We start from the raw sequence: 14,906 nt of genomic DNA, 5'->3' as shown, positions 1-14,906 counted from the left end.
GTGGTTTGAATGGACAAGGTGGATCACATGAGACGAACAAGGAGGGACGCCCGTGCCTGACGAGGTGCACGCTCCGGTGCCTCCCGCCTCCGGTGGCCCCGTGAACGGGCTCCCGTCGCATTCCCCTGTCCCGGTCCGGCCCCGCAACACCTGGGAATGGATCCAGAGCTACTTCCGGACGATCCCCTTCTCCTTCCTGATGGCCGCGGTGATCGTCACCGCATCCGTGTTCGCCGGAAGCCTTCTCGGCCAGGACAGCCGCGCGATCACCGGCCAGTGGGGCCTGGGTGTGGACAGCACCTTCCTGTCCGGGCGGTGGTGGACCCCCCTGACCGCACTGTTCCTGCCGCAGGACCCACTCTCCACCGTGGTGGCCGTCGGCGGCGCCATCCTCCTGCTGGGCCTGGCCGAAAGGACGCTCGGCACAGGGAAGGCCATGCTGGCGTTCCTGGTCACGGGCATCCTGGGCGGAGTCCTCGGCGTGCTGCTGCAATGGGTGGGCACCCTCACCTGGGAGTGGTGGTCCACCGGCACGTCGATGGCGCTCACGGTGGACCCGATGACGGGCCTCATGGGAGCCCTCTCGACGGCGACGGCCGCCATGGGCCTGCTGTGGCGGCGCCGCATCCGGGTCATCCTCTTCACCTACGTGCTCATCTTCTTCCTGTACTCGGGGGATCCGGAGGACCTCTACCGCCTGACGGCCGTGCTGGTGGGCCTGCCGCTCGGCCTGCTGATCGCCGCGCGGCACAGCCACCCCCTCCATGTGCCCCGCAGCTCCCACCGTGAGACCCGGACCCTGGTGGCCGCCGTCGTGCTGGTCACCGGGCTGGGCCCCCTGGTGGCCTTCCTGGGCAGCACCGACCTCACCCCGTTCGCCTTCGGCTCCTATCTCTTCCTGAACGATCCCGTGGACCCGTCCACGATCCTGGCCGCCTGCCAGGGCGAGGTGCCGCTCACCCACCAGTGCGTACGCCAGCTGGCCCGGATCGGATCCCAGGGACCCGGCATGGTGGTCATGGCGTTCCTGCCGCTGGTGCTCGTGATCGTCGCGGCCTGGGGCCTCTACCGCGGCCGGCGGTTCGGCTGGTGGCTGGCCGTCTCGGTCAACGCCGCAATCCTGCTGTTCGCTCCGAGCTCCTTCGGCGTGGTCCGGGCCATCTCCGATGCCGGCACCCACCTCCACCGGCCGTTCAGCGGCACCGAACTCATCGTGTGGGTGGTCACCGCGGCCCTGGTGCCACTGGCCTCGCTCGTCATGCTGTTCATCACCCGCAGGCACTTCGGCATCCGCGCCCCGAAGAGTGCGATCCGGCGGTTCTGGCTGATCGTCGTCATCGCGTTCGTGGTCACCTCCGCCGTGTATCTGATCACGGCCATGGCGGACATGAGATCGATCCTTCCGCTGACGAACCCAGGCCGGCTTCTGCTAGACACGCCCCGCCGCTTCCTGCCGCCCCATTTCGTGGTGGGTCCCACCCATGTGGTCCTTCCCCGGCACTCGCCGGTCAGCTGGGCCTACCAATGGTCCGGCCCGGTGTTCTGGGCCGTGACGCTGGGCACCATGGTGTGGCTGCTGACACGGTCACCGCGCCTGGATGAGGCGCACGACGTCGAGCGCTCACGTGAGCTGCTGCACCGCTTCGGCGGGGGGTCGCTCGGGCACATGACCACCTGGGAGGGCAACACGCCCTGGTTGCGCCGGGATGGCGACGCCGCGCTGGCCTACCGCGTGGTCAGCGACACGGCGATCGTGCTCGGGGATCCGGTCTGTGCACCGGGCGAGGCACGGGAGACGGTGCATCAGTTCCTGGAGTTCTGCGACGAGCACAACTGGACTCCGGCGTTCTATTCCTTCCACCCGGACTATGTGGAGGTCTTCGAGGGCCTGGGTTGGCGGACCATGTCCGTGGGCGAGGAGACCGTGGTCCACACGCCGGACTTCTCCCTGAAGGGCAAGCACTGGCAGAGCATCCGGACCTCCTTGAACAAGGCGGTGCGTGAAGGCCGGACCACGGTGTGGACCTCGTGGGCCGAGCTGTCCTTCGCCGCCACCACGGAGATCGTAGCGATCTCCGAAGCCTGGATGGCGGAGAACAGGCTGCCGGAGATGGGCTTCACCTTGGGTGGGGTGGACGAGCTCAAGGACCCGGACGTCCGCCTCATGCTGGCCCTGGATGCGGACGGCCGGATCGAGGCGGTGACCTCCTGGATGCCCATTCAGGACGCCGGGGAGACGGTGGGCTGGACGCTTGACTTCATGCGCCGTTCGCCGGAGTCCTCCAACGGCGTCATGGAGTTCCTCATCGCATCCTCGGCTCTGTACATGCAGGAGCAGGGTTTCCGGTACATGAGCCTGTCCGGTGCGCCTCTGGCCACCAAGCCGCTCGCTCCGGGGGAGGAGGCCGAGCCGGCGGGCGCCGGCGTCGACGCCTTCCTCGGCTGGCTGTCCCGGACGCTGGAACCGGCCTATGGTTTCAGCTCGCTGTTCCGGTTCAAGGCGAAGTTCCATCCCGAGTACGTGACCCTGTACATGGCCTACCCGGACGCCCTGTCCCTGCCGGGGATCGGCGTCTCCCTGGCCCGGGCGTACCTGCCGGACGTCTCCACGAGGGAGACGGTGGCCCTGGCCCGCATGCTGGGGCGCAAGGACTGACGTCCGTCAGGAGCAGGAACCGGCGTGGATCTTCCGGGCGATCGCGTCCGTGTCCGCGGTCATCGCGTACTCCTGGTGCGGGACGTCCGAACGCGGCTGCAGATCATCGAATCCGGCGCCCAGGAAGATGACGGCGTAGGAGTTCGTCACGGCTTCGAACCGCGTGCCGGCCAGTCGTGGGTCCGGTGTCCCGCAGCGCAGGGTGATGAGGTAATGGGAGAGCTCGTGTTTCATGGCGCTCACGATGACGGGGGAGTTGAACACGTAGTCGGCGGCGGATGTGTTCCTGTTCGCGTAGATGACCCGTGGCGTCGCGGAGCAGAAGGCGGCCACCAGGTCCTGGTCCGGGGCGTTCGACGACGGGCACGCGGCGGACAGCTTGGCGATGTCCCAGTCGACGGACAGGCCGAACGTGCCGGCCAGCGCGGTGGCGGACGGGATGTAGGACCCTGCAGCGTCCGGTTCCGCGGCGTAGCCGCGGGAGAGGGCCTCCAAGCGGGTGACCTCACCCTTCGGGGACGACTTCCCGGTGAAGGTGATGGTCCGTCCGCTCACGGAGTCCTTCGCCCGGCCCTGGAGGCCGAGAGGGGCGAGCTCCCGGAACTTCTTCTCCAGATCCTGCACGGAAGCCGTATAGGCGGTCAGCCGCCGGCGGAGGACCGCCTGGTCCTGGTCCAGACTGCCGGCCAGCACCGTGCCTGACGCTTGGAGGGTCTGGAGGTCGGCGAGGAACTCCTGGATGTAATCCTGGCCGGTCCGGGTCGCGGGCACGAACTGGAACAGCCGGCCGGACTTCAGCTCCGCCCGCTGCCGCTCCAGGGCCGCGCCGGTCGCGTTGACCGCCGCCTGGTAGCCGGGAATCTCCGCCATGGCCACGAGTCGCGCGGGCGCCGGTCCGGACCTGGAGGGCAGCAGGGTCAGACCTCCGGCGACCGCCAGGACCAGGACCAGGATTCCCGCCAGGACCCAGCCCCAGCGGCGCCTCCTGCGGGGAGGCCGCGCACTGGAGGACGCATCCTGGGAGAACCCGTCAAGAAGAGGAGCCGGTGCGGTGAAATCTTCGCTCACGGGCGCTCAGGACCCCGAGACCTGCTGCACCGCCTGGCGGAGATACCCGCCGGACGCGTCCAGGGCGGCCCGGCCGGCGGCGGCGTCCAGCCCCGTGAGGATCATCAGGATGGCGAGTTTCACCGAGCCGTCCGCCGCGTCCAGGGCCTGGGCGGCCTCCGGGGCCCCGACGCCCGTGGCTTGCTGGACGGTGCGCTGGGAGCGGGCGCGGAGTTTGGCGTTGGTGGCCTGCAGATCCACCATCATGTTCCCGTAGGTCTTGCCGAGCTTGACCATGCTGAGCGTGCTGATCATGTTGATCACCAGCTTCTGGGCGGTGCCGGACTTGAGCCGGGTGGAGCCGGCCACGAACTCGGGACCCACCTCCACCTCGATGGCCACCTCCGCGGCCGCACCGATCGCGGAGCCGGTGTTGCAGGCCAGCGCCACCGTGAAGGCACCCGCCGCACGGGCCGACTCCAGGGCACCCACCACATACGGGGTGCGCCCGGAGGCGGAGATGCCCACCACGGCGTCCCCGGGCCCGATGTTCAGCGCGGCCAGGTCCGCGGCTCCCGCCACGGCGTCGTCCTCGGCGTTCTCCACGGCCTCGCGGATGGCGCGTGCACCGCCGGCGATCACCCCGACCACCAGGTCCGGGTCGGTGCCGTAGGTGGGCGGGCACTCGCTGGCGTCCAGTACGCCCACCCGGCCGGCGGTGCCTGCGCCGGTGTAGATCAGGCGGCCTCCCGCGGCGAGCTTGGCGTACACGCCGTCGACGGCGGCCGCCACGGCGTCCAGGCAGCGTCCCACTGCGGGCGCCACCAGAACGTCCTGGCCGTTCATGGCGCGGACCAGCTCGGCGGTGCTCATGGAGTCGATGCCGCTCAGCTCGGGGTTGGCGGCCTCCGTGGACAGGCCGGCGAGCTGCCGGCGGAGCTCGGCGAGGGTATCGGTGGGGTCAGGCTGGCTGGTCACGGTAGATGTACCTTTCCTGGAGGAGATCCGGCTGGGTGGCGATGGCGGCACCGTCCAGGCCCGAACCGAGGGCGGGGACGACGGCGGCGCCCGCAGCCTCGAGGGCAGCGGTCAGGTGTGCACGGAACACCGGGGACTCGCTGACGCCTCCCAGCAGCGCCACGCGTCGCGAGGGGTCACCGGCATGGGTGGCCGGGCCCGATGCCAGCGCCCGGGACACCGAGAGCGTGACGTGGGCACAGGCCCGGTCCACGATGTCCAGGGCGACCGCGTCCCCGGCCGCGGCGGCCTCCAGGACCCGAGGCGTGAAGGAGCCCATGGCACGGTACGGGTTGGGGGCCGCACCCAGCCAGCCCGGCAGGTCCAGGACCGGGACGGGCAGCCCTCCCGGGTCCGAGAGTTCCGTGGCCGGCCCGCCATCCAAGGCCTGGAGCACGGCGGAGAGGCCTTCCTGGCCGATCCAGCGGCCACTGCCGCGGTCGCCCAGGAGCGGGCCCCAGCCGTCCGCACGGTGCAGTGTGCCGTTGTCGTCGAAGCGGAACACCACGGCTCCGGTGCCGATGATGACGGCCGAACCGGGGGAGGAACCGAAGGCGCCCAGGTGTGCCGCCGTGGCGTCCGAGATGACGGCGGCCGGGACGGAGAAATGGCCGGCCAGCAGATGGGCCAGACGACGGGAGCCCTCCTCATCCGAGGCGACCCCGGCGATCGCGGCGCCGACCCCGGTGGGCCGAGGGAGCGGGGTGCCGTCTTCACCCGATGTCCGCAGGTGCTGGGAGCCGTCCGTGATCATGTGGAAAGCGGACTCCACGCCGTTGGCGGTGGCCAGGCCGGGGAAGCCATCCAGCAGGATGGACGCGAGGACCGCCGCTCCCGGCTTTGTGGAAGATCTCAACTCGAGGCGGCAGCGGCTCTTGCCGATGTCCGCAGCCAGCACGGCGCCGTCCGGTTGCATGGACCGTGCGGCGAGGGCAGGGCCGTCGGAGAGCAGATGGCCGGCGAGACGCTCGGCCCCCGTGTCCGGTCCGGGATCTGGCGAAGCTGTCATGAGTCCAAGCCTAGCTGCGACAGCCCAGGAGCGGACTGTCATGCACAGGAATTCTTCAGAATACTATGGACGAACTCTCGAACAAGTGTCATCATCACGATAGGCGGGTCGCACTGCAGCGACTCGATCGGGGGAATTACTTCATCGGGGGGATGAAGAATGAATAATTTGTCCATTCGCGCTTCCGAGGTGCTGAAGCTCAAGCGCGCACAATGTGCGACGATCATCATTTGCGCAATAGTGGCCGGAATGACAATGTCGCTGATGCCGGCAGCTGCTTCGGCTTCGCAGATCGACACGACAACTCAGATTTCTGGGTTGACGATTGGAGACTTCTGTGAGCCGAACTCCAAAGAGGCTATTGCGACGGACTCGATCGAATGTATCGGCGGAACGGCTAGAAAAACTAGACAGAATTACGTCAAGTCCGAATGCTTACTAGCTCCTGGGGCATATATGCTGCACAGCAGTGCGACTTATGAAAAAGGAGCCTGCGGGATGTCGGGAAGAGGAGTTGAGGCAATCGCCCAAGCTCGGTACGTCGTTCACCAAAACATCAACTCGCCTCTAGGTACAAAAGCGCCAATCGGCGTAAGCCCCGGGATTCAATGGGAAATGGGTGTTGGATCTTCTGGCACGGGCGGGCGAGCTGACGTAGTTGAATATGACGACAGTCGATCTGACGCCCCCCTTAATGTGCTCGAAGTCAAGACTGTGATGAACGGAGGTGTCGCAGCGGCCTTGCAGTCGGCGGATCGATATATTGGAGACATAAATAGGTCACAGAAGAATAACATGTTCAATGCGAGGCGAAGTCCTTATGCCTACAATTATCGTGACAGCTTCAAGATTCATGTCGATGACTGTGGGCAAGGTGTGGCAAAGAAGCCGCTTTATGAAGAATATGCGGCAGACAGTCAAGGCCAACAGGACGGAGCGCTTGTCGTTACGCCTGTCAGTCGCGATCGGTGTGTGAGCGACAAGGTCGAGCGAGTCCCGCTGAAGTCCGAAGAGATTGGTCCATATGAGGACGAAAGTACCGATGATTCGCCGAAGTTCTATGCAACTCCAAAGGACGGCGAGCCGAGCCATTCCGGCGAGAATATCTGGGATAAGATAGCTGGCGGCGTTACAGAAGCATTCAAATCATGGGGGGACTTCTTTCGATCCATCAAGCCGCGAACGGTTTGCGTTAAGAGCGTTTGCGTGAGAGCTGGGCTTCTAGAGCTCAATACGGGTGAGTATTTTGGCTCGATGTCGAACATTTCCAGAGCCATAAAGGCTCATTCGAAGAGCGTCGTATTTGGAGAACCGCATCTCGTGAGTCTGGACGGCACCGCCTTTGATATCATGTCGGTCGGTGAGTTTGTTCTGACGGAGTCATCGGAGCCGGAAGTCCCGTATGACTTCCGCATCCAGGCTCGCTTCCAAGCAACGCCTTCTGGCACTGCTTCGTTCTTGAATTCCATCGCTATGCGGCTGAACGATCATAAGGTCGAGATGGGCCGATACTTCCTGAAAGTCGATGGCGCTGACTTCTCCAATTTTCCGGAGAATAGCTATCTTTATCTTGGCCAAGGTTCGGCAATTATACGGGACGGTAATTCGTTTACCGCGATCTGGCCCGGCATGGATGACAAGCCTATGGTCGGCTTCGACGGTTGGACGGTTCAAATTCACCTTCCCGAAGGGCTGCCGACGCGTGGTCTATTGGGAAATAATGACGGACTTAAGGGGAACGACTTCGTGACCCGAGACGGGCGTGACCTTGGTGTGAGTCCGTCTGCGCAAGTACTTCACAATGATTTTGGTGATTCATGGCGTCTGAACAATTCTGAATCTTTGTTCTCCTATGGCCCCGGCCAGTCTTCGGCGACGTTCACGGATCGTTCCTTTCCGCATGACATCCTTAAGATAAGTGATTTTCCGGCGCAAAATATTTCCTCTGCCCAGACCAGCTGCGCGGCAAGTGGAGTTCCAGAGGGGCCAGCCCTGCAGGGATGCATATTGGACATTTTGTTGACAGGTGACGCCCCTACATATGCCGCTCTGGCTGCTCAGATTCAGGACAGCAATCTTAGCTCCGTAGGAGAGAAGCATTTCTCGCTAGACGGGACCTTGTTGGAAGATTTCGAAGGGTCCGTGGCGTCAAACCTTGATCCTTTCAAGGTGATTCGTGATCCAGCACTCGGGTCGGCTGCGGGTCCGCTGTCGGGAGAAAGACCGTACTCGTTCACCGTTTCGGACGTACCGCGGCACTACGAGCTGAAGGCTGAGTTCGATTTGATCTTGCTCGGGGACTGGAATGGCCGGGATACTCATCTTGCTCTTACTGTGGATGGGAGATCTGTGTGGTCGAGGATCCTTCCGGATGGATGGAGTTCCGGTCCCGTGGAGACCGGCCATCTTTCGACCGGTGAAAGTTATGCGAAGTACAGGGTATCGACCACCTTTCCACACACGTCAGTCGCCATAAAGGCATCTATCGAGGCGACGGGAGTAGTTGGAACTTACAACAGCGGACTAGCGATTGATAATCTTCGGCTCGTCGCGACACTCGAGCAGCCTCAGCAATTTCAGTTGCCAGCAGATGGGAAGGTTGCCCGTGAAGTTCCCGTATCAGGGGCGGGGTTTCTAGAGACGCCGGCTTCGCTGGACTCGTACGCCTTCACCGCGCCGGAGGAGGGATTGGCTGTCATTCTGAGTTGGAGTCAGTGTCCAAGCGCTGGAGTTTGGCGCCTTCAGAAAGTTTCGCCTGATAGGTCGCTGATTGCATCGGGAAAGTGCCGTGACGGTTCTGCGAGGTTGCCTGTATTGAAACAGGGCGCCTATCGCTGGGAAGTTGAGCAAGATCAGACTGGGTCTTATCGTCAGCCGTATGCTTTCTATGCTCAGGCAGTGTCCCTGCCGGATGTCTTCTCGTTGCCGTTGAATGGCGCGCAGATTTCGGATGGCGTTCCTGGGCGTGGTGCTGGAAATCTCGAGTCTGTGGTGGCCTCGGACGTATACAAATTCGAGGTTCCTTCTGAAGGGAAGCGGCTGTTTCTAGAGTGGGGTTCGTGCACATCCAACTTTCAGTACAGCTGGACCGCAGGACCACTTTGGTCAATTTATCGAACGTCCGATAGGCATTTGATGGCCTCAGGCTTGTGTAGTTCGGGTCAAAGTATTAGCCCTCAACTCGAGGGAGGAAACTACACCCTGGATCTCACCTCTGATCGAAATTTGAGTTCGTGGGGCTCCTATCGTCTGACGGCGGTGTTCGTGCCGGATGCGCAGGTGTTTGCGTTGCCGGTGGATGGCGTGGTGGTCAGTGACGGGGTTCCTGGTGTTGGTGCTGGGAAGCTGGAGACGAAGGCCTCGAAGGATACGTATACGTTGACGGTTCCGGCTGGGGGCAAGTCGTTGTTCTTGGACTTCAGGTCGTGTTTGAGCAACGTGCCGGCTTACACCTCTAATGGGTTGCTTTGGCAGGTGGTCAATGTGGCTACGGGTGTCAAGGTTGCTGGTGATGCGTGCCGGAATGGGAACAAGACGGTGGCGTTGGCTGAGGGTGATTACCGGCTGGAGTTCACGTCGGATCTGGCTTACAACTCGTATGGGACCTACAGCTTTGCTGGAAAGCTTGGATAGGTAAGCGACATGACCGTCATCGTTGACGAAGGCCAGATCCGGAGAGTCTATCGTCGCGTCGATGCGACTCCGGGCCTCCGGTTCGTGCCTGACGACGGAGCGCCGGCGATAGTCGACCGGATCGATATGGCCGTCAGTCACATTCGCTTTGAATTCCTGCCAGATCAGCCGATACACGGTGTGGAGACGGGTTTTGGAATCTCCTTCTTCGATCTGCGACATGTCCGACCGAAGGAACTGCTTGAGGTGGCGAGGAGCATCGCAGCCGCGTTGGAATGGATCGGTCTTTCCGGGACGGTCACAGCCCACTCGGAAGCCCATCTATTTCGGAACCGACGTCAACGTCAAGCAGCCAATCTTGCTTTCTGTTGCGTGAACGCAGCGTTGGACTTCACGATTCAAGGCGTCGCGGCTCCGTGGGCCACTGCGCCTCAGCACTGGAACCGGGAGAGCACCGAGTTTGTCGAGCTGACGCAACGGGTGACAGATTGGATTTTCAGCATATCGGTCGGGGACGTCTATGCGGGACCTGCTTTGGCGATGAGCGAGTGCCTTGCCAGTCACCTCCCAGGCATCATCTCTCGCTGCTGCGCAGATGGCGGCGGTTGTCGCATCGAGTTCGACGCGGACGATTACCGATATGAGATGGCATTTACCGACGAAGGATGGGTGCAACTCTTACAGTTGCAGAACCCTGGTGAGAAGCCCAATATCGCAGTCTTGCTTGACCGCATGCGACGGTGGAGTGATCTCATCGATACTGCTTTCGTCAGTCGGAGCGGAATCGGTTCCGGCCAGGTGGCCAGCGTCGCCGGAGCCTACTCCAGCGACTTCCTACTGTCTCCGATCAATCTGCAAGCGGACCACGAAATCCTGAAGACCACCGCCCTGGACATCTTCCCGATCCAGCTGCTGGGGCCGGGACATCCACCGCTGCAGCCGGCGGAGCGATGGGATGTCGAGGACCTCGGTGAGGGAAAGGCCATCTACACTCTGACGCCACAGACACTCCTTCCGCATATGCAGCCTCCACACGATCTGCTCGTCCCACTCCGCGAAGCCAACGGGGCGCTGGTGGCACGGTGGCATCCGCCGCCATCACCCTGGGCTGCCGAGTGAACAGTGCGTGGCAATCACGGTAAAATGGGAGCATCCCGCCCACTCGATGTCGCCTCACGCGGCCGGCCCGGCCGCGCGTGCCGAAATCCGTGCCATCTTGGAGTGCCCTTTTGAGCGTCCCGCAGCTTGACCGCGTCCCCATCCGCCGAGCCCTGATCTCCGTCTACGACAAGACCGGCCTGGAGGAGCTGGCCCGTGGCCTGCACGCCGCCGGCGTGGCCCTGGTGTCCACCGGTTCCACTGCCAAGAAGATCGCCGCCCTGGGCATCCCCGTCACCGAGGTGGAGCAGGTCACCGGCTCCCCGGAGATGCTGGACGGCCGCGTCAAGACGCTGCACCCGTTCATCCACGGCGGCATCCTCGCCGACCGCCGCGTGCCGGCCCACATGCAGACCCTGGCCGACATGGGCATCGACACCTTCGACCTGGTGGTCGTGAACCTCTACCCGTTCGTGGAGACCGTGAAGTCCGGCGCCGCGCTGGACGACGTGGTGGAGCAGATCGACATCGGAGGCCCCGCCATGGTGCGCTCCGCCGCGAAGAACCACGCCGCCGTCGCCATCGTCACGGACCCCGACTACTACCCGCAGGTGATCGCCGCGGCCACCGAGGGCGGTTTCAGCCTCAAGCAGCGCCGCGTCCTGGCCGCCCGGGCCTTCGCCCACACCGCCAGCTACGACAACGCCGTGGCCAGCTGGACCGCCACCCAGTTCCTGGACGAGGACGGCGACGGCGTCATCGACTGGCCCGCCTACGCCGGCGTCTCCCTGGAGCGCTCCGAGGTCCTCCGCTACGGCGAGAACCCGCACCAGCAGGCCGCACTCTACGTGGACAAGGCCGCCCCGGCCGGCATCGCCCAGGCCGATCAGCTGCACGGCAAGGCCATGAGCTACAACAACTTCGTGGACGCCGATGCCGCCCTGCGCGCCGCGTTCGACTTCGCCGAGCCGGCCGTCGCGGTCGTCAAGCACGCCAACCCGTGCGGCGTCGCGGTGGCCACCCCCGGCGTCGAGGACCCCATCGCGGACGCGCACCGCAAGGCGCACGCCTGCGACCCCGTCTCCGCGTTCGGCGGCGTGATCGCGGCCAACCGCACCGTCACCAAGGGCATGGCCGAGTCCGTGGCCGGGATCTTCACCGAGGTGGTCATCGCCCCGGACTTCGAGCCGGAGGCCGTGGAGATCCTGTCCAAGAAGAAGAACATCCGCCTGCTGGCCCTGCCGGAGGGCTACGGCCGCTACCCGGCCGAGCTGCGCCAGGTCTCCGGCGGCATGCTCGTGCAGATGTCCGACCGCATCGACGCCGACGGCGACGCCCCGGAGAACTGGACGCTCGCCACCGGTGACGCCGCGGACGAGCAGACCCTCGCCGAGCTCGCTTTCGCGTGGCGTGCCATCCGCTCCGCCAAGTCCAACGCCATCCTGCTGGCCAAGGACGGCGGCACCGTGGGCATCGGCATGGGCCAGGTCAACCGCGTGGACTCCTGCCGCCTGGCCGTGGAGCGCGCCAACACCCTGGGCGTGTCCGTCGAGTCTGACGTCGACGCCGCAGGCGGCGCCTCCAACGTCGACGCCTCCGGTGCCCCGGAGCGCGCACGCGGTTCCGTCGCCGCTTCCGACGCCTTCTTCCCGTTCGCTGACGGCCTGCAGATCCTGCTCGACGCCGGCGTGCGCGCCGTCGTCCAGCCGGGCGGCTCCGTGCGTGATGAGGAAGTCGTGGAGGCCGCGAAGGCGGCCGGCGTGACCATGTACTTCACCGGTTCCCGCCACTTCTTCCACTGATCGGTTTCCACTGATCGGCGGGCCCGGCTTCCGGACCCGCCACCGAGCCGGACGGACGACGGCGACGCGCGCCGCCGTCGTCGTCCGCCCGGCCCCGAACCACCCGGCTCTTCCGGCGGCCCAGCGAGTACGCTGGGAGAGCCTTCCGCATCCCGAAGGTAACCAGCAGCAGTAGGAGACGCCCTGATGGCAAAGATCATCTACACCCACACCGACGAAGCGCCCATGTTGGCGACGCACTCGTTCCTGCCGATCGTGAAGGCCTACGCCTCCCGCGCGGGTGTGGAGATCGAAACCCGGGACATCTCCCTGGCCGGACGCATCATCGCCACCTTCGGCGATTTCCTCGAGGACGGCCAGCGCATCGGCGATGCCCTGGCCGAGCTCGGCCAGCTGGCCAAGACGCCCGAGGCGAACATCGTGAAGCTGCCGAACATCTCGGCCTCCATCCCGCAGCTCAAGGCCGCCATCGCCGAGCTGCAGTCCCAGGGCTACGCCCTCCCGGATTACCCGGACAACCCCGCCTCGGACGAGGAGACGGACATCCGCTCCCGTTACGACAAGATCAAGGGCTCCGCCGTGAACCCCGTCCTGCGTGAGGGCAACTCCGACCGCCGCGCGCCGCTGTCCGTGAAGACCTACGCCCGCAAGAACCCGCACTCCATGGGTGCCTGGTCCGCGGATTCCAAGACCAACGTCGCCACCATGGGTGTCGATGACTTCCGTTCCAACGAGAAGTCCGTGACCCTGGCCAAGGACGATGTGCTGACCATCCAGGAGGTGTTCGCGGACGGTTCCGTGAAGGTGCTCCTGAAGGATCTGAAGGTCCTGGCCGGCGAGGTGGTGGATTCCACCGTCCTGCGCGCCGCGGCCCTGGATGAGTTCCTGGCCGGCGCCGTGCAGCGCGCCAAGGAGGAGGGTGTCCTCTTCTCCGCGCACCTGAAGGCCACCATGATGAAGGTCTCCGACCCGATCATCTTCGGCCACGTGGTCAAGGCCTACTTCCACGAGCTCTTCGCCACCTACGGCGAGCAGCTGGCCGCCGCCGAGCTGAGCCCGAACAACGGCCTGGCCGCCATCCTGGCCGGCATCGATGAGCTGCCGGAGGACATCCGCGAGGGTGTCCGCGGTCTGATCACCAAGGGCCTGGAAGAGGGCCCCGCCCTGGCCATGGTGGACTCGGATAAGGGCATCACCAATCTGCACGTCCCCTCCGACGTGATCGTGGACGCCTCCATGCCGGCCATGATCCGCACCTCCGGCCACATGTGGGGCGCGGACGGCAAGGAGCACGACACCCTGGCCGTGCTGCCCGACTCCAGCTACGCCGGCGTGTACCAGGTGGTCATCGAGGACTGCCGCGCCAACGGCGCCTTCGACCCCACCACCATGGGCACCGTCCCGAACGTGGGCCTCATGGCCCAGGCCGCCGAGGAGTACGGAAGCCACAACAAGACCTTCGAGATCGCCAAGGCCGGCACCGTCCAGGTGGTCTCCGCGGACGGCACCGTGCTGATGGAGCACTCCGTGGAGCCCGGTGACATCTGGCGCGCCTGCCAGACCAAGGATGTGCCGGTCCGCGACTGGGTCAAGCTCGCCGTCACCCGGGCCCGCGCCTCCCAGACCCCGGCCGTGTTCTGGCTGGACGAGAACCGCGCGCACGACGCCCAGCTCATCGCCAAGGTCACCGAGTACCTGGCTGAGCACGACACCGACGGCCTGGACCTGCGCGTCCTCTCCCCGGAGGAGGCCACCAAGTTCACCGTGGAGCGCCTGCGCCGTGGCGAGGACACCATCTCCGTGACCGGCAACGTCCTGCGCGACTACCTGACGGATCTGTTCCCCATCCTGGAACTGGGCACCAGCGCCAAGATGCTCTCCGTGGTGCCGCTCATCAACGGTGGCGGCCTCTTCGAGACCGGTGCCGGCGGCTCCGCCCCGAAGCACGTCCAGCAGCTCGTGTCCGAGGACTACCTGCGCTGGGACTCCCTGGGTGAGTTCTTCGCCCTGGTCCCGTCCTTTGAGCTCTACGCCGAGCAGGCCGGCACCCCGGGGGCCAAGGTCCTGGCCGACACCCTGGACCGCGCCACCGGCACCTTCCTGCTGGAGAACAAGTCCCCGGGCCGCAAGCTGGGCACCATCGACAACCGCGGCTCGCACTTCTACCTGGGCCTGTACTGGGCGCAGGAGCTGGCCGGCCAGAACGACGACGCCGAGCTGGCCGCCGCCTTCGCCCCGCTGGCCGCCAAGCTGGCCGAGCAGGAGGAGACCATCGTCGCCGAGCTGCTGGCCGTGCAGGGCAAGGCCGTGGAGCTCGGTGGCTACTACCGCCCCGTGGAGGCCAAGGTCTTCGAGGCCATGCGCCCCTCGGCCACGCTGAACGCGCTGGTTGACGGCTTCAGCGCCTAGCTTCCGCCCCGACGACGGCCGCTCACCTTCCCCGCGGAAGGTGAGCGGCCGTCGTCGTTCTGTCCGTGCGTCCAGCGCTTTCCCGCGAGAGTGCAGTTGATGCCGCTAAATTTCGGGCGGTTTCAAGGGGTTAGCGCAACACTGTCGATCAGTTGGGTCAGTCTTTCACGTGGGGTGTCCCAGTGGAGGGTTTTGCGGGGCCGGATGTTCAACAGCCGTTCGGTCTCGGCGAGTT

At 65.1% G+C, this 14,906-nt stretch carries 8 protein-coding genes; 5 read left to right on the top strand and 3 right to left on the bottom strand.

Translation table 11 applies throughout. From position 1 onward, the window contains the following. The first annotated feature begins 52 nt into the window (after nt 1-52). Nucleotides 53-2,656, top strand: a complete 2,604-nt coding sequence (locus Q9R02_RS10905; RefSeq protein WP_305996718.1) for a bifunctional lysylphosphatidylglycerol flippase/synthetase MprF — start codon at nt 53-55, stop codon at nt 2,654-2,656. Between the two features lie 6 nt (nt 2,657-2,662). Here Q9R02_RS10905 and Q9R02_RS10900 read toward each other — a convergent pair whose 3' ends face one another. Genes Q9R02_RS10900 through Q9R02_RS10890 form a run of 3 tightly spaced genes read right to left on the bottom strand, consistent with a single transcriptional unit; the run spans nt 2,663 to nt 5,729 of the window. Beyond that, a complete protein-coding gene (locus tag Q9R02_RS10900) occupies nt 2,663-3,724 on the bottom strand; it encodes a hypothetical protein (protein WP_305996717.1) in 1,062 nt (353 codons plus the stop codon). A 6-nt stretch (nt 3,725-3,730) separates the two neighbouring features. Then, complete coding sequence (murQ, locus tag Q9R02_RS10895) at nt 3,731-4,681, bottom strand: N-acetylmuramic acid 6-phosphate etherase (protein ID WP_305996716.1); 951 nt, start codon at nt 4,679-4,681, stop codon at nt 3,731-3,733. Continuing rightward, nucleotides 4,665-5,729: an N-acetylglucosamine kinase gene (locus Q9R02_RS10890; protein WP_305996715.1), complete on the bottom strand. Its 1,065-nt coding sequence runs from the start codon at nt 5,727-5,729 to the stop codon at nt 4,665-4,667. The genes murQ and Q9R02_RS10890 overlap by 17 nt, the downstream gene beginning before the upstream one ends. A gap of 159 nt (nt 5,730-5,888) precedes the next feature. On the opposite strand from Q9R02_RS10890, the gene Q9R02_RS10885 reads away from it, so the two are divergent. From Q9R02_RS10885 to Q9R02_RS10870, 4 genes are all read left to right on the top strand, one after another. Beyond that, nucleotides 5,889-9,362 carry a VWD domain-containing protein gene (locus tag Q9R02_RS10885; protein ID WP_305996714.1) on the top strand — a complete coding sequence of 1,158 codons (3,474 nt, stop codon included), beginning with the start codon at nt 5,889-5,891 and terminating at the stop codon, nt 9,360-9,362. Between the two features lie 9 nt (nt 9,363-9,371). Beyond that, the gene (locus tag Q9R02_RS10880; protein WP_305996713.1) at nt 9,372-10,481 is read left to right on the top strand and encodes a hypothetical protein; all 1,110 of its coding nucleotides are present in this window, start codon (nt 9,372-9,374) and stop codon (nt 10,479-10,481) included. Between the two features lie 110 nt (nt 10,482-10,591). After that, complete coding sequence (gene purH, locus Q9R02_RS10875) at nt 10,592-12,262, top strand: bifunctional phosphoribosylaminoimidazolecarboxamide formyltransferase/IMP cyclohydrolase (protein WP_305996712.1); 1,671 nt, start codon at nt 10,592-10,594, stop codon at nt 12,260-12,262. Nucleotides 12,263-12,448: 186 nt separating this feature from the next. Further along, nucleotides 12,449-14,671, top strand: coding sequence for an NADP-dependent isocitrate dehydrogenase (locus Q9R02_RS10870; RefSeq protein WP_305996711.1), 2,223 nt, complete (start codon nt 12,449-12,451; stop codon nt 14,669-14,671). Nucleotides 14,672-14,906 lie beyond the last annotated feature (235 nt).

Source organism: Arthrobacter horti (assembly GCF_030731045.1).
GTDB classification, from domain to species: Bacteria; Actinomycetota; Actinomycetes; order Actinomycetales; family Micrococcaceae; genus Arthrobacter_E; species Arthrobacter_E nanjingensis.
The sequence above is the reverse complement of the archived record's forward strand: the minus strand, read 5'-3'. Positions and strand labels throughout refer to the sequence as shown.